25 protein-coding genes are annotated in these 23,071 nt (G+C 39.3%); 19 read left to right on the top strand and 6 right to left on the bottom strand.

Annotated features, from left to right (window positions below):
- Positions 1-376: 376 nt before the first annotated feature.
- Positions 377-1,939 carry an amidase gene (locus LC419_RS13950; protein ID WP_223607940.1) on the bottom strand — a complete coding sequence of 521 codons (1,563 nt, stop codon included), beginning with the start codon at positions 1,937-1,939 and terminating at the stop codon, positions 377-379.
- A gap of 329 nt (positions 1,940-2,268) precedes the next feature.
- A complete protein-coding gene (gene pncA / locus LC419_RS13945; RefSeq protein WP_223607939.1) occupies positions 2,269-2,874 on the bottom strand; it encodes a bifunctional nicotinamidase/pyrazinamidase in 606 nt (201 codons plus the stop codon).
- 176 nt (positions 2,875-3,050) lie between these two features.
- Between pncA and LC419_RS13940 the strand changes: the two genes are divergently transcribed.
- The 5 genes from LC419_RS13940 (at position 3,051) to LC419_RS13920 (ending at position 6,368) form a co-directional block, all read left to right on the top strand.
- On the top strand, positions 3,051-4,193 hold the full coding sequence (locus tag LC419_RS13940; protein ID WP_223607938.1) for a DEAD/DEAH box helicase: 1,143 nt from the start codon (positions 3,051-3,053) through the stop codon (positions 4,191-4,193).
- Between the two features lie 216 nt (positions 4,194-4,409).
- Complete coding sequence (locus LC419_RS13935; RefSeq protein WP_223607937.1) at positions 4,410-4,946, top strand: YfiT family bacillithiol transferase; 537 nt, start codon at positions 4,410-4,412, stop codon at positions 4,944-4,946.
- A complete protein-coding gene (locus tag LC419_RS13930; protein WP_223607936.1) occupies positions 4,940-5,401 on the top strand; it encodes a DUF1569 domain-containing protein in 462 nt (153 codons plus the stop codon). The genes LC419_RS13935 and LC419_RS13930 overlap by 7 nt, the downstream gene beginning before the upstream one ends.
- Entirely contained in the window at positions 5,398-5,778 is a 381-nt protein-coding gene (gene ytxJ, locus LC419_RS13925) for a bacillithiol system redox-active protein YtxJ (protein ID WP_223607935.1), read from the top strand. Before LC419_RS13930 ends, ytxJ begins: the two co-directional genes overlap by 4 nt.
- On the top strand, positions 5,775-6,368 hold the full coding sequence (locus LC419_RS13920) for a Crp/Fnr family transcriptional regulator (RefSeq protein WP_034730236.1): 594 nt from the start codon (positions 5,775-5,777) through the stop codon (positions 6,366-6,368). The genes ytxJ and LC419_RS13920 overlap by 4 nt, the downstream gene beginning before the upstream one ends.
- Positions 6,369-6,370: 2 nt before the next feature.
- Here the strand turns inward: LC419_RS13920 and LC419_RS13915 are convergent, their stop codons facing one another.
- On the bottom strand, positions 6,371-7,783 hold the full coding sequence (locus tag LC419_RS13915; RefSeq protein WP_223607934.1) for a PLP-dependent aminotransferase family protein: 1,413 nt from the start codon (positions 7,781-7,783) through the stop codon (positions 6,371-6,373).
- A 96-nt stretch (positions 7,784-7,879) separates the two neighbouring features.
- Here LC419_RS13915 and LC419_RS13910 point away from each other — a divergent pair, with 96 nt between their 5' ends.
- The 9 genes from LC419_RS13910 to LC419_RS13870 all read left to right on the top strand — a co-directional run bounded on the left by LC419_RS13910 (position 7,880) and on the right by LC419_RS13870 (position 15,405).
- Positions 7,880-8,764 carry a DMT family transporter gene (locus LC419_RS13910; RefSeq protein WP_223607933.1) on the top strand — a complete coding sequence of 295 codons (885 nt, stop codon included), beginning with the start codon at positions 7,880-7,882 and terminating at the stop codon, positions 8,762-8,764.
- Between the two features lie 87 nt (positions 8,765-8,851).
- A complete protein-coding gene (locus tag LC419_RS13905; RefSeq protein WP_223607932.1) occupies positions 8,852-9,064 on the top strand; it encodes a hypothetical protein in 213 nt (70 codons plus the stop codon).
- 541 nt (positions 9,065-9,605) lie between these two features.
- Positions 9,606-10,220, top strand: coding sequence for a Crp/Fnr family transcriptional regulator (locus LC419_RS13900; RefSeq protein WP_223607931.1), 615 nt, complete (start codon positions 9,606-9,608; stop codon positions 10,218-10,220).
- Between the two features lie 309 nt (positions 10,221-10,529).
- Positions 10,530-10,832 carry a hypothetical protein gene (locus LC419_RS13895; RefSeq protein ID WP_223607930.1) on the top strand — a complete coding sequence of 101 codons (303 nt, stop codon included), beginning with the start codon at positions 10,530-10,532 and terminating at the stop codon, positions 10,830-10,832.
- 14 nt (positions 10,833-10,846) lie between these two features.
- Positions 10,847-11,233, top strand: a complete 387-nt coding sequence (locus LC419_RS13890) for a hypothetical protein (protein WP_223607929.1) — start codon at positions 10,847-10,849, stop codon at positions 11,231-11,233.
- A 55-nt stretch (positions 11,234-11,288) separates the two neighbouring features.
- Positions 11,289-13,424, top strand: coding sequence for a catalase (locus tag LC419_RS13885; RefSeq protein WP_223607928.1), 2,136 nt, complete (start codon positions 11,289-11,291; stop codon positions 13,422-13,424).
- A 40-nt stretch (positions 13,425-13,464) separates the two neighbouring features.
- Positions 13,465-13,965, top strand: a complete 501-nt coding sequence (locus LC419_RS13880; protein WP_223607927.1) for a CinA family protein — start codon at positions 13,465-13,467, stop codon at positions 13,963-13,965.
- A gap of 4 nt (positions 13,966-13,969) precedes the next feature.
- A complete protein-coding gene (locus tag LC419_RS13875; RefSeq protein ID WP_223607926.1) occupies positions 13,970-14,716 on the top strand; it encodes an SDR family oxidoreductase in 747 nt (248 codons plus the stop codon).
- Positions 14,717-14,748: 32 nt separating this feature from the next.
- Positions 14,749-15,405: a DUF6766 family protein gene (locus LC419_RS13870; protein WP_223607925.1), complete on the top strand. Its 657-nt coding sequence runs from the start codon at positions 14,749-14,751 to the stop codon at positions 15,403-15,405.
- Here LC419_RS13870 and LC419_RS13865 read toward each other — a convergent pair.
- Positions 15,402-16,208 (bottom strand): AraC family transcriptional regulator, encoded by an 807-nt coding sequence (locus tag LC419_RS13865; protein ID WP_223607924.1) that lies wholly within the window; start codon positions 16,206-16,208, stop codon positions 15,402-15,404. The genes LC419_RS13870 and LC419_RS13865 overlap by 4 nt on opposite strands.
- A gap of 68 nt (positions 16,209-16,276) precedes the next feature.
- On the opposite strand from LC419_RS13865, the gene LC419_RS13860 reads away from it, so the two are divergent.
- Positions 16,277-17,422 carry an Atu1372/SO_1960 family protein gene (locus LC419_RS13860; protein WP_223607923.1) on the top strand — a complete coding sequence of 382 codons (1,146 nt, stop codon included), beginning with the start codon at positions 16,277-16,279 and terminating at the stop codon, positions 17,420-17,422.
- A gap of 214 nt (positions 17,423-17,636) precedes the next feature.
- Here LC419_RS13860 and LC419_RS13855 read toward each other — a convergent pair whose 3' ends face one another.
- Positions 17,637-19,082, bottom strand: coding sequence for a PLP-dependent aminotransferase family protein (locus LC419_RS13855; protein ID WP_223608242.1), 1,446 nt, complete (start codon positions 19,080-19,082; stop codon positions 17,637-17,639).
- A 102-nt stretch (positions 19,083-19,184) separates the two neighbouring features.
- On the opposite strand from LC419_RS13855, the gene LC419_RS13850 reads away from it, so the two are divergent.
- The 3 genes from LC419_RS13850 (at position 19,185) to LC419_RS13840 (ending at position 20,933) form a co-directional block, all read left to right on the top strand.
- On the top strand, positions 19,185-19,640 hold the full coding sequence (locus tag LC419_RS13850; protein WP_048507048.1) for a cupin domain-containing protein: 456 nt from the start codon (positions 19,185-19,187) through the stop codon (positions 19,638-19,640).
- Positions 19,641-19,806: 166 nt separating this feature from the next.
- Positions 19,807-20,691 carry a dihydrodipicolinate synthase family protein gene (locus tag LC419_RS13845; protein ID WP_223607922.1) on the top strand — a complete coding sequence of 295 codons (885 nt, stop codon included), beginning with the start codon at positions 19,807-19,809 and terminating at the stop codon, positions 20,689-20,691.
- Positions 20,692-20,699: 8 nt separating this feature from the next.
- Positions 20,700-20,933, top strand: coding sequence for a thioredoxin family protein (locus tag LC419_RS13840; protein ID WP_223607921.1), 234 nt, complete (start codon positions 20,700-20,702; stop codon positions 20,931-20,933).
- A gap of 106 nt (positions 20,934-21,039) precedes the next feature.
- Here the strand turns inward: LC419_RS13840 and LC419_RS13835 are convergent, their stop codons facing one another.
- The gene (locus LC419_RS13835) at positions 21,040-21,546 is read right to left on the bottom strand and encodes a pyridoxamine 5'-phosphate oxidase family protein (protein ID WP_223607920.1); all 507 of its coding nucleotides are present in this window, start codon (positions 21,544-21,546) and stop codon (positions 21,040-21,042) included.
- A gap of 285 nt (positions 21,547-21,831) precedes the next feature.
- Between LC419_RS13835 and LC419_RS13830 the strand changes: the two genes are divergently transcribed.
- Positions 21,832-23,070 carry a Na+/H+ antiporter gene (locus LC419_RS13830; protein ID WP_223607919.1) on the top strand — a complete coding sequence of 413 codons (1,239 nt, stop codon included), beginning with the start codon at positions 21,832-21,834 and terminating at the stop codon, positions 23,068-23,070.
- Position 23,071 lies beyond the last annotated feature (1 nt).

Below are 23,071 nucleotides of genomic sequence, written 5' to 3'. Positions count from 1 at the left end.
CTAAGCGTCAGAAGAGAATTATAAGCATAAAAAGCGCGAAAATTTTATTTCCGCGCTTTTTTGTTTTTTATATAATAAAACAGATCACCTACACAACTTGGAGAACAGATAAAATTTTTTAACGCAAAGGTTCATCCTGGTAACGCATAGTTTTGAGGAAGGCAAAGACTGTGACTGTGTCACTGATGAAGCTATCGGCTAAAACATCCGCTTCATCAAATCAATGAAAATTGATTCCTTCTTTGCAGCCTTAAATCATCAGTATTAAAGTAGAACTTTACGTGAAAAAAGCTTTCCCGCTTCTTAAGTTTTTAAATTGATTTAATTTAAACTTCAAGTTAAACTAAATCCCTATCTTCTCAGAACCCGCAACCCGTTATTCCTTTAAAAACTGCGGAACTTTCCTCTGCGGGCTCGCCTGTTCAAAAGTATAAGCCATATTAATCAGTTTTCCTTCGCTCCATTTTTCTGCAGAAAACAGGATTCCGACAGGAAGCCCGTTGATATATCCCATCGTTAGCGTAATGCTTGGATATCCTGCGATGGCTGCTGCATCTGCGCTTCCGAAAGAATAATGGTCTCCGTTTTCTAAATCGGTTTTCCAGGCTTCCGTGGTTGTGGGGGAGATAATCGCATCCAGATTGTATTTTTTCATGGCGAGATCAATCCCTTTTTCGCGGCTGCCTTCCTGTGCTGTTTTTACTGCTTTTGCATAGCCTTCTTCTTGTGTTCCTTTACTCTTGGCTGCCAGTTCCAGGAATTCCTGCCCGAAATATTTGAGTTCCTCTTTATTGTTTTTATTGAAGGCAATCAGTTCATCAATATTTTTTACCGGTGCATTTTTGCCCAGGGAGGCAAGATAATCGTTTATTCCGTCTTTGTACTCATCAATCATCAGCTCCAGAGATTTTTCATGGACTTCTCCGGAAAGTAAATCTTTTTCTATTTCTACGATAACTGCGCCCTGACTTTCTAAAACTTTTAGGGTTTGTAAAAATAATTCATCTACTTTTTTACTGGCTCCCTGAGTAATTCCCTTTACGTATCCTAATCTTTTACCTTTCAATCCTGCTAAAGTCAGGAATCGGGTGTAGTCTTTATGGAGAAACGGAGTATTACCGAAGGTTTTCACATCATTTTTATCTTCACCAACCATAGTTCCTAAACTTATTGCAACGTCTCTCACAGTTCTTGCCATTGGACCAGGGGTGTCCTGTGTGCTTGAGATAGGAATGATTCCCTGTCTTGAAATCAATCCGACTGTTGGTTTTAGTCCTACAATTCCATTGATACTGGAAGGGCAGACGATAGATCCATTGGTTTCCGTACCGATAGCTACAATGCCCAGATTGGCAGAGATGGCAGCTCCGGAACCTGCACTGGATCCGCAGGTATTTCTGTCTAAAATATATGGGTTTTTTGTCAGACCACCGAGTCCGCTCCAGCCACTGGTAGATTTCATTCCCCGGAAGTTGGCCCATTCGCTGAGATTGGTTTTTCCGATGATTACGGCACCGCCTTCTCTTAATTTTTTCACGAGATAGCTGTCCTGCAGTGGAAATGAATTCTTCAGTGCTAGAGATCCCGCTGTATTGGGCATTTTGTCATGAGTGTCTATATTGTCTTTCAACAAAACAGGAATTCCAAACAGGGGTTTATTTTTAAATTTTGAATCAATATGATCCAAAGAATCTGCAATTTTGATAGCATCCGGATTAATGGTAATAATTGAGTTCAATTTTACCCCGTTCTTATCAATATCATTAATACGCTTCAGATAAGCTTCTACAACTTCTTTTACAGAGCTCTTTTTATCTTTGTAAAGATGTTGGATTTTCTGAATATCATATTCCAGATATTTAAATTCGCGATCTGTCGTGTTTTGAGCTTTTCCTATAACTGCAATGAACAATGCAGCTATTAAAGTACTTTTTTTCATTCAACGTATTTCTTTCAAATATAGATAATTATCTTAGAAGTGGGATTGAAATTGTATGGTTAAGTTGGTTGCGAGATTCGGGTTCCGGGTTGCTGCGTGGAAATATCTATATGTATGGGAAATAGTTCTCGGCAACATTTCCCTTATTTGAAGAGGTGGGTTTTTGTAAAGAAAAAAAACGGGGTAGTTAAACAGACTTATATGTATCAAAAAAGACGCAGAAAATATTCCCACGTCTTTATTATTTAAATACAATTATAAGTAGAAAGTTATGTGAATACTGCAAAAATTCATCACTCGCAATTCACCATTGACCACTCATCAAAAAACTATCCCAAAATTGTAACCCCCTTCTGGATCATTTCATAGATGGCATCTCTGCCATTATCCGGTTTTACGTTGACTGCTTTTGTTCCGTTGAAATGCAGACAGGTGATATAGCCGTTGGCCACTGCATCCGTACAGGTGAATTTCACACAGTAATCCATGGCAAGACCTACCACTTCAAGCAGCTGGATCTCATGGTATTTAAGGAAATCATCAAGTCCCGTCTTCATAAAATGGTTGTTGTCCTGAAATCCGCTGTAACTGTCGATCTCAGTGTTTTTTCCTTTTTGAATAATATGGGTGACTTTATCTCTGTTTAAATCTTTATGGAATTCTGCCCCGAAAGTGCCCTGGATACAGTGATCAGGCCACATAAACTGTGGAACACCGTTCAGGATAATACTTTCACCGACTTTCCTGTTGTTGTTGCTGGCAAAACTTTTATGATCGGCAGGGTGCCAGTCCTGGGTAAGAACGATTTGGTCATACTCATTTTCCTCCATCAGTAGATTAATATACGGAATTACTTCATTCGCTTCCGGAACTGCTAATGCGCCGCCTTCACAGAAATCATTCTGTACATCTACGATTATTAACGCTTTTTTCATATTTAGATTTCTCGAATTTTTGCTAAAATTACTCAAAAAACTCTCCAAAACTTAATTATCGGACAAATAGGCAATATAAATTTTTTCGTCAAAAAAGAAAATAATTGCAATCAGTAACCGGTTTCGGGTTATAAACCAAATATCAATAGCTTATCTTTGCAGGAAATAAGTATTTTATGTCATTTGAGTCGTTAGGATTATCACACAATATTATTCGTTCTGTCAACAAATTAGGCTATCTCAAGCCGTTCCCGATTCAGGAGCAGGCCATTCCTGTTATTTTGCAGGGGAAAGATCTAATGGGAATTGCACAGACAGGTTCCGGAAAAACAGCTTGTTTTGTGATGCCTATTTTAGAAAAGTTACAAAACGCAGAAGTTAAAAAAGACCGTAATGTTCAGGTATTAATATTGGTTCCTACCCGTGAACTGGCGATTCAGATTGATGAAGTTTTCAGGGCCTTTACAGAAAACCTGAAGCGAGAGATCCGTACCATGGCGGTTTATGGGGGAGTTTCCATCAATCCGCAGATGAAAGGAATGTTTGGGGTAGAAGTGCTTATCGCAACGCCGGGGCGTTTACTGGATTTGATCGATCATAATGCTTTAAGTATTTCAGGAATTCAGCATTTGGTCATTGATGAAGCGGATAAAATGTTTCAGTTAGGTTTTGGGGAAGAAATGAATAAGATTTTCGCTCTGATACCTGTCGGAAGGCAGACGACATTGTTTTCGGCGACCTTAAACGATAAAGTAGCTGAAATGAAGGAGCGGCTGTCCATTAATCCTACGATGATCGAGATTAAAAAGGAAGAAGTTGAGATCGATAATATTGAACAGCTGGCCTATCATGTGTCTCCTGAAAATAAAGGACCTTTCTTACGTTATTTAATTAAAGAAAAGAAAGTTGAAAAAGCTTTGATTTTTGTTTCATCCACAAGATCTGCAGATAATCTGGTAGAAAAGCTTAAAAAGAATAAAATTAAGGCAGTGGCCATCCACAGTCAGAAATCACAGGGTGCCCGTAGAAATAATCTGGAAGAGTTTAAAGTAAACGGAGCTCAGATTTTAGTAGCTACCGACCTTATTGGCCGTGGGATACACATTGAGTCTTTACCTTGCGTCATCAATTACGAATTGCCACGTTCGCCGCTTGATTATATTCACCGAATTGGTAGAACAGGTCGTGCCCATGAAAAAGGAACGGCTATCAATATTTTGACGGATGATGAACTGCAGCATTTCAGAGTGATTCAAAAGAAAATGGGTAAGAAAATAACGTTACAAAGAACCGAGGGCATCGATTTGCATGGTTACTAGCACAGCGATTTAAATAATAAGCTTCAATTTAATAGAATTGGAGCTTTTTTTATCAGTAAATTATTCCGGATTTCTATAGGATAATGAGCATAATTAACGCTTTTTTCATTTTAGATTCTTGGATTTTTGATACATTTACAAAAACTGCAATTTAAACAACGTCCATAAAATATTGACCGGACAAAAACTGAGACTTTAAAAATTAAAATTAACAAAATGAGCAACTTAGACCAGAAGAGGTTTCCGATAGGTGAGTACCAGCAGCCTGAGAACATCTGCGATATTAAACTTGATGAGTACATTAAAGTCATCAAAAATTTCCCTGAAAAACTGAAAAACTCAATAGAGAACCTTTCTGATGATCAGCTTGACACCCCTTACAGAGAAGGAGGATGGACGGTAAGACAGCTTGTGAACCATATTGCAGACAGTCATATCAACAGTTTTATCCGTCTTAAACTGGCATTAACGGAAGATAATCCAACCATAAGACCTTATGATGAAGCGAAATGGGCAGAACTTCAGGATAGTGTCAGTATGCCTATAAAACCTGCCATGAGAATGATCAAAGGAACGCATCAGAGATGGGCAGCTTTGCTTAAAACCCTTACCAATAAGCAATTTGAGCGGACTTTTCACCATCCGGAACAAAACCAGAATTATGATCTGAGAAATTATCTTGCGCTGTATGTCTGGCACTGCAACCATCATTTTGCTCACATCGAAAACCTGAAGAAGGAAAAAGGGTGGTAAAAAAGAGTCTGCACAATCCGGTTTATTTTGAGGAGATCATCCAAAGGATTTCCCAGCTCACTGAAAACACTCCCCAGAGATGGGGGGAAATGGACGTTTCCCAGATGTTAACACACTGTGATCTTGTTCTTAAGGTACCATTGAGGAAAATTGAACTTCCCAGGATTAATATCCTTTTTGAAACGATAGGAGCGGCAACCAAAATAGAAATGCAGGTCTTTAACAACGGAATTCCCCGAAACATGCCTACTTTTCAAAAACTAATCGTTAATTTTGAATGTGATTTTGATAGATCAAAAACCAATCTGCTGAATACACTGAAAGACTTCCGGACGGCATCTGAACATAAAGAGCTTCCTGACCGTCACAGGTTATTCGGTACAATGACTGAAAAAGACTGGGGATTTTTAGAGTACAAACATCTTGATCATCATTTAAAACAATTTAATGTATGAGTTTTTTTGATAAAATATTCGGAGGAAAAGGAGACAACCCTGAACGTAAATCTTTCTGGAAAAAAATAGAATCTGAGGAAGATTTGGCCAGAGCAATTGAAAGTTCGTATCATCATAGAATAGCTATTTTCAAACATTCTACACGATGCTTCATCAGCAAAACGGTATTGAAGAATTTTGAAAGAGAAATAGATAATTTAGATCATAAACTGGATTTATATTACCTAGATTTGCTGGAACACAGAGCGATTTCAAATAAAATATCTAAGGATCTTGAAATCAGGCACGAGAGCCCGCAGCTGATCATTATTGAAGAAGGGAAAGTGATCAACAGCGCTTCACATGAAGACATATCTATAAGCCAGATTGTACAATGAAGAATATCAACACGTATTTAGCTAAAGTACTCAATGTTCCTATAGAAAAAGTGAACATGTGCAGCTTACACTATGAAGTAAAGAAAATCCCTAAAAATCAGTTTCTTTTACAGTATGGTGAAATATGCAGGCATATATTCTTTGTAGAAAAAGGGCTTTTAAAGATGTATTCCATCGATAAAAACGGAAAAGAGCACATCATACAGTTTGCCCCTGAAAGTTGGCTGATTTCTGACCGAAGCAGTCTTTATTTTAACGAAAAATCCATTTACTATATAGAAGCGGTGGAAGACACAGAAGTTCTGTTTCTTCATCCCGATTTCTTCAATAAATTGGTAGAACAGTTCCCGAACAGTATCGAAAGAAGTGATTTCTTATTGCAGAAACACATCAGAAGCCTTCAGAACAGAATCAATTCCCTGCTGGGCGAAACGGCCGAAGAAAGATACATGAAGTTCATCAAAATGTATCCCGATCTTCTTCTCAGAGTTCCGCAGTGGATGATCGCTTCCTACCTTGGAATCACGCCTGAGAGCTTGAGCCGGGTAAGAAAAGAACTGGCCCGGAAAAACTTTGTTCCGGACAAATAATATCAGATCTTTTTTGCTAGATTACCGACCTGCTGCAGGCATAATTTGGTTTCTTCCGTCCATGGAAGGCCAATACAGAGACGCATGCAGTTTTCAAACTGATCCTGAAGGGTAAACATCCTGCCGGGAGCAATACTGATGTTCTGTTTAATCGCCAGATCATAAAGTTCAGTGGTCCGGATCTTTTTGTCGAATTCTACCCAGAGTGAGAGACCTCCCTGTGGACGGCTGGTTTTTGTGCCTTCCGGAAAATAGTCAGCGATGGTCTGTACGTAATTCTGATAATTATTCTGAAGAGCCCTTCTCATCTGCTGGAGGTGCTTTTCATAGCGTCCTGATTTGAGAAAATTGGCAACTGCTTCATTCACAATCGAAATAGAAGACGTGGAATGCAGCAGCTTAAGCTTCATGATCTTGTCTTTATAACGGCCCGGAGCGATCCAACCTACACGATATCCCGGAGCTAAAGTCTTCGAAATAGAGCTGCAGTACAGAACATTTCCATCCTTGTCAAAAGATTTACAGCATTTCGGTCTGCTGGAACCAAAATAAAGGTCGCCATAGACGTCGTCTTCAATCAGGGGAATATTATTTTCGGACAGAAGTCTTACGATCTCTTTTTTATTTTCATCCGGCATACAGCTTCCTAATGGTGAGTTGAAATTAGGAATCAGCAAACACAGATTAATCTGTGGAATTACTTTTCTTAAAGCATCAATTTCAATACCGGTAGTCGGGTGCGTGGGAAGCTCAAGAACATTTAACCCCAAACCGTTCGCCAGCTGGAGAATTCCCGGGTAACAAGGGCTTTCAATGGCGATCGTATCACCTGGTTTTCCTAAAGCCATAAGACAGAAGGAGAGGGCGTTCAAGCCGCCATTGGTGGTCACCAGATCGTTTTCACTGAAGTTTCCACCCCATTGAAGGGAGCGGAGCGCAATCATCCTGCGGAGTTTTAAATTTCCCTGAAGTTCCTCATATTCCGTTCCTCCGTCTTTTAATTCACGGGTCGCATTGATGATCTCTTTTTTCAATTTAGCCTGTGGCAAAAGGTCTCCGGAGGGAATTCCGATAGAGAAAAATGTGATTCCTTTTTTACCCATATTTTCATACACCTTGCTGATCAGTTCATCCGGTTCATTATTATTGGCCATCAGTGATGGACTGCTCACTTCAGGAAGAGGGAGTTTTACAGACATCAGTCTGCTCACAAAATAACCTGACTGCGGCTTGGATTCAATTAATGACTGTGACTCAAGTTCAAGAAAGACCCGTTTGGCCGTATTCATGCTCACCTGGTGCTCCTGACACATCATTCTTACCGAAGGAAGCTTATCTCCAGCCTTTAACAGACCATTTCTGATCTGGGAAGCTATTCCGTCTGCGATCTCATTATAGATAAATTCTCTGTTCATATTTTTTGCAACTGTGCTCATGCAAATATACAAAACTGAGACTGTGTTTATTCATTTCAGCTTTCTAATTTTGAATCATTAAAAAAAGATAATAAAATGATGACTGATAAAATATCAAAAGACGAAAGTGTAAGCGGATGGATCAATGGCTTTATAGGGGTACTGCTGTTCAGCGGATCAATGCCGGCCACCAAACTAGCTGTCATGGAAATGAGCCCGATCTTTGTAACCATAGCCCGTGCAGCCATTGCAGGAATTCTGGCCCTTTCTGTCCTGATGATCTATAAGGAAAAGCGTCCTGAAAAAAAACAGATATTTCCTCTTCTGCTGGTTTCCATCGGTTGTGTGGTGGGGTTTCCGCTGCTTTCTGCACTGGCACTTCAATATCTGACCTCGGCACATTCTATTGTGTTTTTAGGAATGCTTCCTCTGGCAACCGCTATATTTGGGGTTCTGCGTGGTGGAGAGCGCCCGCATCCTATATTTTGGTTCTTCTCAATTATTGGAAGTCTTTTGGTGATCGGATACGCCGTTTCGCAGGGAATTTCAGCCTCACCCATCGGCGATATTCTGATGTTGCTGGCGGTTATTTTATGTGGAATGGGGTATGCGGAAGGTGCCAAACTTTCAAAAACATTAGGCGGCTGGCAGGTGATTTCCTGGGCTTTGGTATTGGCTTTGCCGGTGATGATTCCTTTGTTTTTTATCTATTTCCCCGAACATATTGAGACCGTAAGTTTTCAGGGATGGTTTGGAATGGCTTATATTTCTCTTTTCAGCATGTTCATCGGATTTATATTCTGGTACAAAGGTCTTGCACAGGGTGGTATTGCTACTGTGGGACAACTGCAGCTGCTGCAGCCTTTTTTCGGACTTGGACTTGCAGCCTATTTCCTTCATGAGCAGGTGAGTATAGGAATGCTTGGCGTTACCATCGGGGTCATTTTATGTGTGGCAGGAACCAAAAAGTTTGCGAAATAATCAAAAATAAAACATTATGATTCTAATCATAAAATGACGTTTTGTAATTAAATTATCTTTGGGTATACCCAATAAAATATAATGATTATGAAATTCTCCGTTTTACTCATGCTTTTAGGCTTAACGGTATTAAGCTGTAAAAAAGAAACTAAAGTAGATACTTCTGTAAAATCAGACAGTGTGGTTATTGATACCATGCCTGCTGACACGCTTGCGGCTCCAATGCCTTCAGATACATTGCACGCGACAGATACTGGTGCCGCTAAGAAAATGGATACTGCGAAAGCCATCAAAAAATAATTTTATCTTCATAGATTTTTTAGAACCCGTTTTTGTATTAAGGCGGGTTTTCATATCCTCCGGTTGGCTGTGAGGATACATTTTGCGTATATTAATTTTACTTTTGATAATACTTAAAATTATAAACGATATTTGTGCTAAAAATTCAAACAATAATTTAATTATATTGAATTTTAGTAATTATTTTAACTTTATTTAACGTTTTGCACAATCGATAAGGTTCGATATTTGCATGCAGTATACAAAACAAGCTTGCCAAATAAATTTTCGCTAAGAAAGATGAGAAGGATTGTAGAAAATTTAAATAAAACTATTATGAGATTATCTTAAAAGCTTTTATGAAGATGAAAGTCCCTATTCCTATATGCTCCTGTTAAATGGCCAGCCTTACAGGATTACGGACAAAGAAAGTCATAAGAATCATCAAGCATATGGAAAGAAATAAAATGGTTCAGATTAAAGCTCGAAAAATTTTATATAAAAACGCGGTTTCAATAATAAAATTCCCTATTTTTTATTGAAAATATTTAAAGACATACGTATGAAAACAATAAGCTGCATGAATATTGATGAAGAGCAGTTATATTCATCGGGAGGAGAGGTAAAACAGTATAAAAAAGGTGAACTTGTATACAGAGAGGGAGACCATGCACTTTACTATTTCCAGATCAAAGAAGGAAAGGTGAAACTCAATAATTATGATGATGAAGGAAAAGAATTTATCCATAATATTTTTGGAGGAAAACAGAGCTTTGGGGATTCAATGCTTTTTTTAGATAAATTCTATCCGACGAATGCAGTCTGTATCGCTCCTGCAGAAATCATTAGAGTACCGAAAGACCGGTTTCTGGAATTGATAAAGAAACATCCTCATCTTTCTTTGGAAATGAATGCCTGTCTATCTCAAAGGCTTTATTTTAAAGCGATTATGCTGCAGAATATTGCATCACTCAACCCGATTTCAAGACTGACCGGGCTTCTGGATTATCTTAAGAGTTATCATGACGACAGTTGCGGAAGCTGTTTTCAGATAGAACTCACCAGGCAGCAGATTGCAAATCTTGTAGGGTTAAGGGTAGAAACCGTGATCAGGGCTTTAAAAAAGATGGAAAAAGAGGGAAATATTACTATTGAAAATAGGAAAATTGTGTATTAAAGGCTTCATTATGATCCAAGTCATAAAAAAGTGAATTATTCCGGCGTATATTTGAGATCTCAAGTTTCAATACAATTCTTAAGACCTCAGTAAGGGCAGCATGAAAGCATACGCTTTCCGGGTGAGATGATCATTCCAAACCGTTGCCGGGTTGCAAACATCATTCCATATTAACGCATAAAAATTCAGTTGAGCATACTGGAGATTTTGGCGACCACTATTCAGAGAATTGATTGAAATGAATAACCGGCTCATAATAAGTTATATAGACTTATTTGGACGCTCAATATAACCGCGATACTCAGATTTATGGATTGTCAGAAAATAGTAAAGACTTTAAAGCACAAAGATTTCATCAAAGTACCCCATAAAGGAAGCTGGTTCGAGGATGGGGCAGCAGTTTATGCTAAAGAGATCAGGGATAATATATTTTTACTGTTTGTCATTTTAAAGGACATTGAAATTGAAAATATTCAGGCGCTGATTGCACATTTTGACAGTTTCAGCAGTATTGGATGGAAAGAACCGGAACAAATCATGTTTTATCTTTCGATCAAAGACAAGGAAGACCTTCATTATTTTGAGAAATATTTAAAAGTTTCCGATAACTAATAACCAATGAGTATATGATATTTGAAAATGACACTTTAAAACATTCCGGACTGAATGATAAAAACAATATGATAGAGAATGAATCTTTATTCCCTAGCGTTATCAATTCGTACGGAGTCACCGCTTTTCTGATCAAATCAGTGGAAAAGATAAAGAACAATGCCAAGTGCGATATTCTGAAAAATGTGATCGATAACTACATCAACGAATACATCCTGAATATCCGCGAATATCACGGCGAGAGAACTGAATCTACAGCGCCTGTGGATACCGAAATAAAAATTGAGAACTCTTCTTTCACTTTATATGCCAAAACAGCGTATTACAAAGTATTAAAAGAAGAAGAATATTTGAATAAACTACTGAGCACTTTGGAAAAAGACAGGATAAGCACAGAATAATCCTATCACCAATATTGTTTGACTTTTTGCCATTCACACCACCAAAAAAATTGATATGAAAAACGACACCCAAAAGAATAAAAAGTTGGACCAGCTGAATACGCACAGTACCTCTAATGAAAACGAGAAACTGACAACGGATCAGGGACTTAAAATCAATAATAACCAGGATTCGCTTAAAGCCGGTGAAAGAGGTCCTACACTTCTGGAGGATTTTATTCTGAGAGAAAAGATTACCCATTTTGATCATGAAAGAATTCCCGAAAGAGTAGTTCATGCAAGAGGTTCAGGAGCACATGGCGTTTTTAAGTTAAACAAAAGTCTCAAAGCGTATACAAAAGCAAAATTTTTGAATAACGTAGGAGATGAAACCCCTGTTTTTGTAAGATTCTCAACCGTTGCAGGAAGTAAGGGAAGTACTGATCTGGCCAGAGATGTCAGAGGTTTTGCCATCAAGTTTTATACAGATGAAGGCAATTATGACCTCGTAGGAAATAATGTACCGGTCTTTTTTATACAGGATGCTATAAAATTCCCTGATCTTATCCATGCTGTAAAACCGGAACCAGACAATGAAATACCGCAGGCGGCTTCCGCACATGATACATTCTGGGACTTCATATCACTGATGCCCGAAAGTATGCATATGATCATGTGGGTGATGAGCGACAGAGCCATTCCAAGAAGTTTAAGAATGATGGAAGGTTTCGGGGTACATTCCTTTAAATTCATCAATGAAGAAGGCAAGGTACATTTCGTTAAATTTCACTTTAAACCGAAACTGGGAGTACACTCTGTAGCCTGGGATGAAGCCCAGAGAATATCCGGTGTAGATCCCGATTTTCACAAAAGAGATTTATGGGAAGCCATTGAAAGCGGGGCTTTTCCGGAATGGGATTTCGGTGTACAGCTGATTCCGGAAGAAGATGAGCACAAATTCGATTTTGATCTTCTGGATCCTACCAAATTAATTCCTGAAGAAGAAGTTCCTGTAGAGATTTTCGGAACATTAACACTTAATAAAAATCCGGACAACTTTTTTGCTGAAACCGAACAGGTCGCATTTCATCCCGGACACCTTGTCCCCGGCATAGATTTTACCAATGACCCTCTGCTTCAGGGAAGACTGTTTTCCTATACAGATACCCAGTTATCCAGATTAGGATCTCCTAATTTCCATGAGATTCCGATCAACAGATCTGTGAATACCGTTCACAACAATCAGCGTGACGGACATATGAGACAGCAGATCGTAAAAGGTAAAGTAAGCTACGAGCCTAATTCCATTGGCGGAGGATGTCCTTATCAGGCGATGATGTCGGAAGGAGGATTTGTTTCTCAGGAAGAAAGAGTTTCCGGCGAAAAGGTCAGAAGAAGAAGCGAGAGTTTTGTAGATCATTATTCACAGGCAAAATTATTTTACAACAGCCAGTCAGCTCCTGAACAAACCCACCTTCAGAATGCCCTTATTTTTGAACTTTCAAAAGTAACGATTCCGGAGATCCGTGAAAGGATGGTAGGACAGCTTGCTTTTATTGATAAGACTTTGGCGCAAAAAGTTGCAGACAAAGTTGGAGTGAAAGTGAAAAAGCTGAAAGAACCCAACCAAAGTATACCGGCAGACGGAAATGCATCTGAACTTCAGAGCGAAGAAAAGGAACCTAAAACTAAGGTTTCTGATGTGCTGAGCATGAAAGATACGGTAAAAGATACCATTAAAAGCAGAAAGATAGGATGTATCATCGCTAATGGTACAGATGGAAAAGCACTCAATGATTTAAAATCAAAACTTGAATCGGAAGGGGCAAAAGTAGAACTTATCGCACCCAGTGTAGCTCCCGTCACCACCAAAGACGGATCAGCACTTACTCCAAAACATTCTCTTACGAGCATTGCAAGTGTATGTTTTGATGCCTTATACATCAGTGCCGGAGAAAAATCAACGAAAGAACTTATGGCTCCGGAGAATAAACACCATACGCTGCAGTTCATCAATGAAGCTTACAAACACTGTAAAGCCGTTTATTTTGGAGCAGAGACAGAAGAACTTTATAACAACAGCAATATTGCTGCGAAAAAACATGAAGATCCGGCAGTAGTGATCTGGAAAGACAGCAGTTCTGATAAGCAATTCATCACAGCAGTTTCCAAACACAGAGTTTGGGATCTTGAACCGGAAAGAAACGCGTAGACCACGAATACCCTTCACACCACACTAAATATTTAAAATCATGGAATTTCAAAAAAATCTTTTAGAATATATCAGCCAGTCTATTATGACTGCAGGCGAAACAATTGCAGTGGCGGAAGGCGTTACTTCCGGATGCCTGCAGCTGGCTTTTTCACAGATGCCTAATGCCTCTCTTTTTTACAAAGGGGGCATGACAGCCTATACACTTCCTCAAAAAGTAAAACTATTGCAGGTAGACAGAGGAGAAGCGGAAGAATGTGACTGCGTATCTGAAAATGTAGTACGAACTATGGCACTGAACGTAGCAAAACTCTTTGAATCAGACTGGTCAATTGCCACCACAGGCTATTTCACTCCGATAAGAAACTCTATGTATAAGATTTTCGCCTATTTTTCATTTTCGTATAAAGGTGAGATTATTCTTACCAAAAAACTGGAACTGCATCCTAAGACACAGGCTTTGAATGCTCAGATGTATTATACGGAGTTTATTTTAGGATGTTTTAAAAGTGAGATCAATCAGTTGTTGATTTTAAAATAATTCAATGAAGCAACTGGAAAAGAAATCGGCGCTTATTACAGGAGCTGACAGTGGAATCGGTAAGGCAACCGCTTTGCTTTTTGCGCAGGAAGGAGCTGATATTGCCATTATTTACCATACGGATGATCAGGATGCCGGAAAAACGAAGCTGGAAATTGAAAAACTGGGAAGACAATGTATCCTGTTTAAAGGAGATATCAATGATTATGATTTCTGTGAGGATGTTGCTAAAAAAGTAGTATCCGCATTTGGGGGAATCGATATTCTGATCAATAATGCCGGCGTACAGTTTCCTGCAAAAAGCATTGAAGAGCTGGAAGAAAAAAACATCAGAACAACTTTTGACTCCAATGTTATAGGAATGATTCTGCTCACCAAAGTAGTTTTTCCCTATCTGAAGCAAGGTAGTTCCGTGATCAATACCACATCAGCAACGGCTTATCAGGGGCATCCTGAACTGCTGGATTATGCAGCAACGAAAGGGGCAATAGTTTCTTTCACGCGATCGCTGGCTTTACAGGCAAAACCAAAAGGAATTCGGATCAATGCTGTGGCACCTGGACCAGTGGCTACACCCCTTACCAAAGAAACCTTTGGAGAAGATGAGGAAGATCCCAACAAACCACCTTTCGAAAGAAATGCTACTCCTGAAGAAATTGCGGCCAGCTTTTTATTTCTTGCTGGAAATGGAGCGGCCCAGATCACCGGACAGGTTCTTCATCCCAATGGAGGGCTGATCCTTAATGGATAAAAAAGTTTCAATCGTCATTTTAACTTGTTACCATGTCTAAAAAAAGTTTCTTTTACCGGAACAGTTTAAGTATTGTAGTGCTTGGCCTCATGGTGGCCTGTCTGTTGGGGCAGTTTTTTACAGGATGGAAAACATTAAATAAAGAACTAGCAGAACAGGGAAGCACAATGCTTACTCTTGGAAATTATATTCACAGCGGACATTTTATACAGGCCACATTTGAGAACTGGGAAAGAGAATTTCTTCAGATGATGCTGTATATTGTCCTCACCGTTTCTTTAAGACAAAAAGGTTCAAGTGAATCCAAATCTCTGGAGGAAAAAGAAGAGGTGGATAAAGAACCGCAACCTCATGCAAAAGCCCCGTGGCCAGTTAAGAAAGGCGGAATATGGCTTGCCTTATACAAACACTCCTTATCCTTAGCTTTTGCCCTTTTATTTCTGACAAGCTTTGGAATGCACTTTTATGGCAGTCTCAAAGACTATAATGAAGAACAGATGGTAAAACATGAACCCACGGTTTTCGCTATGCACTATATATCAGACTCCCGGTTTTGGTTTGAATCTTTTCAGAACTGGCAGAGTGAATTTCTGGCGGTTTTCTCTATTGTTATACTCTCTATTTGGCTTCGTGAAAAAGGATCGCCGGAATCTAAACCGGTGGACATGGCACACGACGAAACACCTTAACTTACCTTTTTTACCTTAGGTTTAGACTTCATTATGGCGTAATAAGAAGATGTAAATGCAGATAAGCTCTGGTAGCCTACTTTGTAGGCGATCTGGCTTAGTGTAAACTGTCCCGTATCTATCAATTCTATACTTTTCAGAATTCTTACGAGCTGATGGTATTTCTGAAGTGTAATTCCGGTTTCACTCTTAAATATTCTCTGTAGGCTACGGACAGACATTTGTGCCTTTTCTGCAAGTTCATCAGCAGTCAGGCTGTATTTAAAATTAGAATTGATGTAAGTACAGACAGGAATAAGTCTCACATCCGACGGAACGGGAATTTCAAGATAACTGCTTTCTTTGCAGAAATTGGGCAGACTTTTTAAAATCGCCCTAAAAAACAGATCCTGCTCCTCATCTTCTTCCGTTAACTGGTTCCATTTGGAAGCATACAAAAGCATTTCCTTTAAAACCGGAGGAACGGTAAAAACGTGAACATCCTTATAAAAATCGTCCTTAAAAACGGTTTTAAATAAAAAGACCATCAGATTGACAGTTTTTGCCTCAGAAGTAATCCGGTGTGCCTTTCCCGAAGGAACCCAGATGACATGGTATTGCGGTACAAGATAGATCTTCTGGTCAATATGAAAATACTGATAGCCCTCTTCCACAAAGGTAAGTTGGGCACGGTGATGGGCATGCTCATGATCGTCATGTTTCCAGTCTTTTTCACACCAGACATAGGCTTCTTTTCCGATGGTGTCTACAAAACGGCTGCCTTTTTGTTCCGTTAAACCACATTTTACGATGTCGTTCTGCATAGAATTTTTGGCAAATTTAATAAAAACGACAATACTAATTTTGTGTGGTAATTATTTATCTATTAAAAATGAAAAAACTAAGTACGGTTTTTGTATTAATTTTATTATTAAAAATCACCACCATCATGGCACAAGAGAACAAAGCTAAAATACTGGTCCTCATTCATTCAGATAATGGCGGAACCTACGAATTGGCTAAAGAAATAGCAACCGGCATCGAAAGCAGCAAAAATGCTACAGCCATCATCAAACAGGTAAAAGAATCTCAAAACGCAAAACTTAAAAATATTCCTGTCGCATCCGTAGAAGAACTGCCTTCCTACGACGGAATCGCTTTTGGATCACCTGTTTATTTTGGAAACATAAGTACGGGAATGAGCGAGTTTTTATCGAAAACCGTTAATTTATGGACCAATCATGCACTGGAAGGAATGCCTGCCACTGTTTTTATGTCTGCAGGAAGCGGCGCAGGAAAAGAACTGGCTCTTAACGCGTTCTGGAATACTTTAGCCGTTCACGGAATGGTATTGGTTTCCAATGGAATCAGAGGAACGGAAAGCATTAATAAAGCCATTCCCCAGGGAAATACAGTCTTAGGCGTTACAACCATGGCCTCACTGAAAGATGTTGAAAGACCTACGAAAGACGAACGCGCACTGGCACAACTTCAGGGAAGTAATTTTGCTAAAACGGCTTTGGCTTTGAAAGGAACATTCAGTAAAAAACTGACAGCAGTTGCCCCTGTGGAAAAATCTGAAGACATCAATGCTCTTTTAAAACAGAAAAATATAACCCTTCCAAAAGTTCCCCAGCCGGCAGGAAATTATAAGCCTTATGTACGTTCAGGAAATCTGGTATTTATCAATCAGGTGGCTTTGAAAGACGGGAAAATTTTAAATCCGGGAAAATTAGGCGTTAGTGTGAATGAAGAACAGGTGAAAGAGGCTACGAAAGCGACGATGCTTAATGTTATTGCGGTTTTAAAAGAAGCGGTAGGCGGTGATCTTAACAAAGTAAAACAATGTGTGCAGCTTACCGGAATTTTCAACACAAAAGATGATTACACAAAGCATGCAGACCTGATGAATACAGCTTCAGATCTGACGGTAGAAATTCTGGGTGAAAAAGGAAAACATGCCAGAGCTACTCTTGGAGCTTCCTCTATCCCCGTGAATTCATCTGTGGAAATCCAGGCTATTTTTGAAGTGGAGTAAATCACTTATAAACCTATACAAATCTGCTTTATTTGCTCAATCTGTGGGAAAAATGAACTCAGAATTCATTTTGATTTCTCGCTGATCTGACTGATAGAGCAGATTTTTTAATTTCCCATTATGCTTCTGAATATCCATTCAATAGGGATGGGCTTTAGCCCATCTAATTAAGGGAAAAAATTCCACGGCTTTAGCCAAAACCTAAAAATATAAATTATTCTATCCGGTTGCTATAAAGCTTCAGAACCTTAGAAATAATTTTTATACTGTCTTCCAACTGTTCCTCAGAAAGAGAACCATAGCTCAGCCTGAATCCGTTGATGATTGGGTCTGAACTATATTGCTTCGGATGAATGATATGAATGCTTTTTTCAAGCAGTGAAGCCGTTACAGCATCCCAATCCAGATTTTCTTTCGGAACAATCCAGAAGGCAAGGCCTCCTTCGGGAAGTGTAAAATCGGCAACTTCTTTCAAATGCTTTTCCAAAAGGCTGTATACAAGATCTCTTTTATTTTTATAATGAACGGTCGCTTTTTTGATATGTTTTTTCACGGTGCCCTCCTTGATTAATTGCAGAACGGCCTGTTCCATAATCACATCACCCTGAACATCAATGATCTTCCGCAGATCTCCTATTTTTTTGATCAGAGTGGGGTCCTTGGATGCCAGATAGCCAATCCGCAGGGCAGGAGCCACCACTTTGCTCAATGTTCCCACATAGACATAGCTGCTGAGTTCAGCAAAACTTGAAACGGGAAGAATAGGGCGATACCCAAAATGGAACTCATTGTCGTAATCATCTTCAATGATGGTTATTTCATTTTTGTTGGATAATTCAATTAATTCCAGTCTTCGTGCTAAACTTAAAGTAACCGTTGTAGGATATTGTCTGTGAGGGGTAATGTAGATCGCTTTTATATTTTTATTTTCTGCTAAAAGCTTTTCAATATCTTTAATGACAATCCCTTCCTCATCTACTGCTGTCGGAAGAAGTTCTGCTCCTGCGTATTCAAAGGCTTTCCAGGCGGGTTTGTATCCGGGATTCTCCACAATCACCTGATCTCCGGATTTTAGCAGGCATTGAGCGGTAAGAAACATCGCCATCTGGCTTCCTCTTGTGATCGAAACTTCATTTTCATTGATATGCATTCCCCGTTGGTGATTCAGCATCTGAGAAATCGTTTTCCGGAATTCAATATCGCCATGTTCATTGCTGTAACCCATCATCTGCCATTTTGCTTTTCTGTTAAAAATCTGGCGGTAGGCACGGGCAAGTTCTGTGACCGGAGCTATTTTGCTGTCCGGATGACCATCATCAAAATTGATTACGGGTCTGCTTAAAACAGATAGATCCTTTTCAGCTTCCGGCCCTCTTGTATTGATCCTTTCCTGTAAAACCGGAAGTTTATCGGAGACAAAAATTCCTTTTCTTTCTTTGGAAATGACCCATTCTTCATTAATAAGTACCTGATAGGCTTCCACCACTGTATTTCTGTTGATCTTCAGCATCAGGGCAAGGTTTCTGCTTCCGGGAAGTGCATCTCCAGCATTGAGCCTTCCGGAACGTATGTCCGCAATGATAGTATCCGCTATCTGCAGATAGACGGCTTTTTCAAGCTTTTTATCGATTTCAAGTTCTAATTTCCAAGGACGGAGCATCTGGACTACCTGTTTATGTAAAAACTGAATCATTTAAACAGTCCAAATATAAGATAATTTTGTCATGCAATAACGCACGAAACAATTAAAATGTAAAACATCATGGACAAAAAAGATTTCAGTTCAAAAGATTTTCACGAAACATTTGCAAGACCAAAGTACGTAAAACCTAGTCATTTAATTCATAAAAATGTAGAAAATGCAGGCGTACATAACCAGTTTTCGACGGAAAGAAAGCATCCGGTTTTCTTTGTAGATCTTCCAAGTAAAAACGTAAGTATGACTATCGGTGGATTAACTCCTGGTCAGCAGACCAACAGACACCGTCACACATATGAAACCGTTTTGTACGTGATTGAAGGAAAAGGATGGACGGAAGTAGAAGATGAGAGAGTACATTGGGAAGCTGGTGATGCCGTTTACATTCCTTCATGGGCCTGGCATAAGCACCAAAACCTTAGTGATACAGAGCCTGCCAAATATTTAGCCTGCGAAAATGCGCCACAGCTTCAGAATTTAGGAGTAGCGTTGAGAGAAGAAGAAGGAAGAGATTTATAGGGTTCAAAGGTTAAGGTTAAGGTTAAGGTTAAGGTTAAGGGATTTAGACAGAAGCTTTAATCATTTAATCCAAAAAAAATCAACCCGAACACTTTTTAAAGTATAAAATAAAGGATTTTTTCCTAACCCCTAATCTCAGTTTATCATTTAATTAAAAAAATAAAACATGAAAAATGTTCCATTCAAAGGCATCATTGCTTATCCCATTACGCCTTTTGACCAGAATGAAAAAGTAGACATTCCTCTTTTCAAAAAGCTGGTAGAAAGACTCATCGTTTCGGGAAGTCATGGAATTGCCCCATTAGGAAGCACAGGTGTGATGCCGTATCTCTCCGATGAAGAAAAGGAGGCGATTACAGAAGCCTCCATACAGCAAACAAACGGAAGGGTTCCAACATTGGTTGGCGTATCAAATCTTACAACAGAAAAAACAGTACATCATGCCCAATTTGCTGAAAAAGCGGGAGCTGATGCCGTAATGATCATTCCTATGAGTTATTGGAAACTGACGGATGATGAAATCGTAGCCCATTATGATGCAGTGGCCAGCAAAATTTCAATTCCTATCATGGCTTATAACAATCCTGCCACCAGTGGAGTAGATATGTCTCCAGCACTTTTGAAAAGGCTTTTAGAGATCCCGAATGTTACGATGATCAAGGAAAGTACGGGAGATATTCAAAGAATGCATTATCTCAGAAAAGAACTGGGCGAGGAAACGGCTTTCTACAACGGATCCAATCCATTGGCGCTGGCTGCATTTACGGCCGGAGCAAGAGGATGGTGTACCGCTGCACCCAATTTAATTCCGGAACTTAATGTGGGTTTGTATAAAGCCATTGAAGAAGGAGATCTGGAGAAAGCAAAAGAAGTTTTCTACAGGCAGTTTGACCTGCTGAAATTCATTGTAAACAAAGGTCTTCCGAGAGCAGTGAAAGCAGGGCTGAATATTCTCGGTGAAGAAGGTGGAAGCCTAAGAAGTCCACTAAAACCTCTGACCGAAAAAGAAACAGAAGAACTTAAAATAATTATTAAAACCCTTATCAATTAATCAAAATTATGAAAAAACCAGTTTTTTATCACGCAGGATGTTCCGTATGTGTAAGTGCAGAACATGACATCATTAACCTTATCGGTGCTGACAATGTAGAGATTGTTCATTTAGGAAATGACAGGAATAAAATTGCAGAAGCTGAAAATGCAGGCGTAAAGTCGGTTCCTGCTTTGGTAACGCCGAACGGAAATGTTCTGCATATCAATTTTGGAGCTTCCATGGAGGATGTGAAGAAATAAAAAAACTGGTGGCTTTGGGAGTCGCAGCTACCAGTTTTTTTTGATATCAGATTAATATTTATGTTGTAGAAAAGTTGGCTGAGGATTTTCCTCAACCAACTTTGTCTTATACGATAGCGTTACCTTCTACGCCGTCGGAGTTATTGGTTTTAATACCGGTCAGAGCCGAAGCTACAAAACTGAACAGGCTCACCAGCTTTCCTGCTTTGGTATCCCAGTAATAGGTTTCTTTGGGCTCTACACGAATGATGGTTACATCCGGATCATCTTTTCCGTCAAACCATGCCTTGGCCATCGGCGACCATTTTTCTTCAATGGTAGCTTTATCCTTGTAGACAGAAGCCTGCCCAAAGACAGAAAGATACTGCGAATCACCATTATTCATAAAGAAAAGCTGTACATTCCGGTCATCTTTGATCTCAAAATTCTTATTGCTGGTCGCGCTGCTGATAAACCATAAATTTCCGCTGTCATCCGTTTCCTGAAGCGTCATAGGCCGGGAATTTAAAGGTGTGGTTCCGAGTTCGGTACAGAACATACAAATTCTTGCCTTTTCAGACAGTTCCTGGATTTTTTTAATGGCTTCGAGGTGGGTTAAATTTTTTGTTGACATAATATTATATTTTAAGTGATTGGAATTTTTAAAAATAGAAATACAATACAGTATACGTTGCTCTGTTTAGTTCAAAAATCTAACCAAAAAGGAAATTATAATAAAAAAATTGCCATTAAATATCCCCGTTTTCTCACTGTTTTAGTCCCTCACAAAATGATTTGAATGAAAAGCTGAATAGATTTAAGACCTAAAAAAGTCCTGTGATCACCAGAAATAATTATTTTTGTGGTAGAACCTTATTTCACAAAAGGAATTCGAAATATTTCAATACGATAAAATCTGATGGAAAACTATGCGGTCATTTTAGTGATCATGGCCTTAATGATCGGCATATCCGGTTTGGCGGGTAAAATAAAGATTCCGGTACCGATGCTGCTTTTAATTGTCGGTATTATGATCGGTTTTGTTCCTGCAATGCCTGAAATTGAGATCAATCCTGAGATCATTATGCTGCTGTTTCTACCGCCGCTTTTGTACGATGCGGCCTTTAATATTTCCTTTCAACAGTTTAAAACCAACATCAATACCATCGGGACATTGGCTATTGGACTGGTGTTTTTAACAACAGCCGGAATAGCTGTTATCGCTTATTATTTAATTCCGGGTATGACCTGGCCGCTGGCCTTCGTATTGGGTTCTATTCTTTCAGCCACGGATGCTGTAGCTGCGGTTGGAGTCACAAAAGGATTAGGACTTTCTCACAGGACTATGACGATCCTGGAAGGAGAGAGCCTGATCAATGATGCTTCAGCTTTGGTTGCTTATCGCTTTGCGGTTGCTGCAGTTACGGGAATCAGCTTTGTTACCTGGAAAGCCTCGCTGGAGTTTTTTGTTGTGTTGGGAGGCGGATTTCTTGTGGGTTGGATTATTTTTAAAGCATTGGCCCTTACCATCGGTTTCTTTCGTAAAGATGCCATGGTGGTAAACAGTTTAATTCTTCTTATGCCCTTCGTTACGTATCTTATTGCAGAGCACTTCGAGGTATCGGGAGTGATTGCGGTGGTTGCACTCGGTTTGGGAATGTCTAAACTGAGCAGAAATAAATTTCCGGATCATGTGAAGGAGCAGTCCAGAAATTTCTGGGATATTATTATTTTCCTTCTGAATGGACTAATATTTTTATTAATCGGTCTTGAGTTTCCGATTATCGTGAGAAAAATGGCTCATATTCAGGTCTGGACTTATGCAGGATATGCCGTAATCATTGTACTGGTCACCTTACTGATCAGAATGGCAAGGGTTTATTTACAGCAGTTCAACCTTCAGAAAGCTTTTCAGGGGAGAAGAAAAATCAGTGAAGAAGCTTTATTTGATTCCAAAACAAGCTTTATCATTACCTGGTCGGGGATGCGAGGAATTGTTTCATTAGCCATTGCGCTGGGGCTTCCTGCGACATTAAGTGATGGTGAACCTTTTCCCTTACGCAGTGAAATCGTTTTCCTGTCCATAGCCGTTGTCTTAATTTCACTTTTAGGACAGGGACTCACGTTGCCATGGATTATAAAAAAGCTTAAATTGTAGC

The organism is Chryseobacterium sp. OSA05B (genome assembly GCF_019970065.1).
Lineage (GTDB): Bacteria > Bacteroidota > Bacteroidia > Flavobacteriales > Weeksellaceae > Chryseobacterium.
The sequence above is the reverse complement of the archived record's forward strand: the minus strand, read 5'-3'. Positions and strand labels throughout refer to the sequence as shown.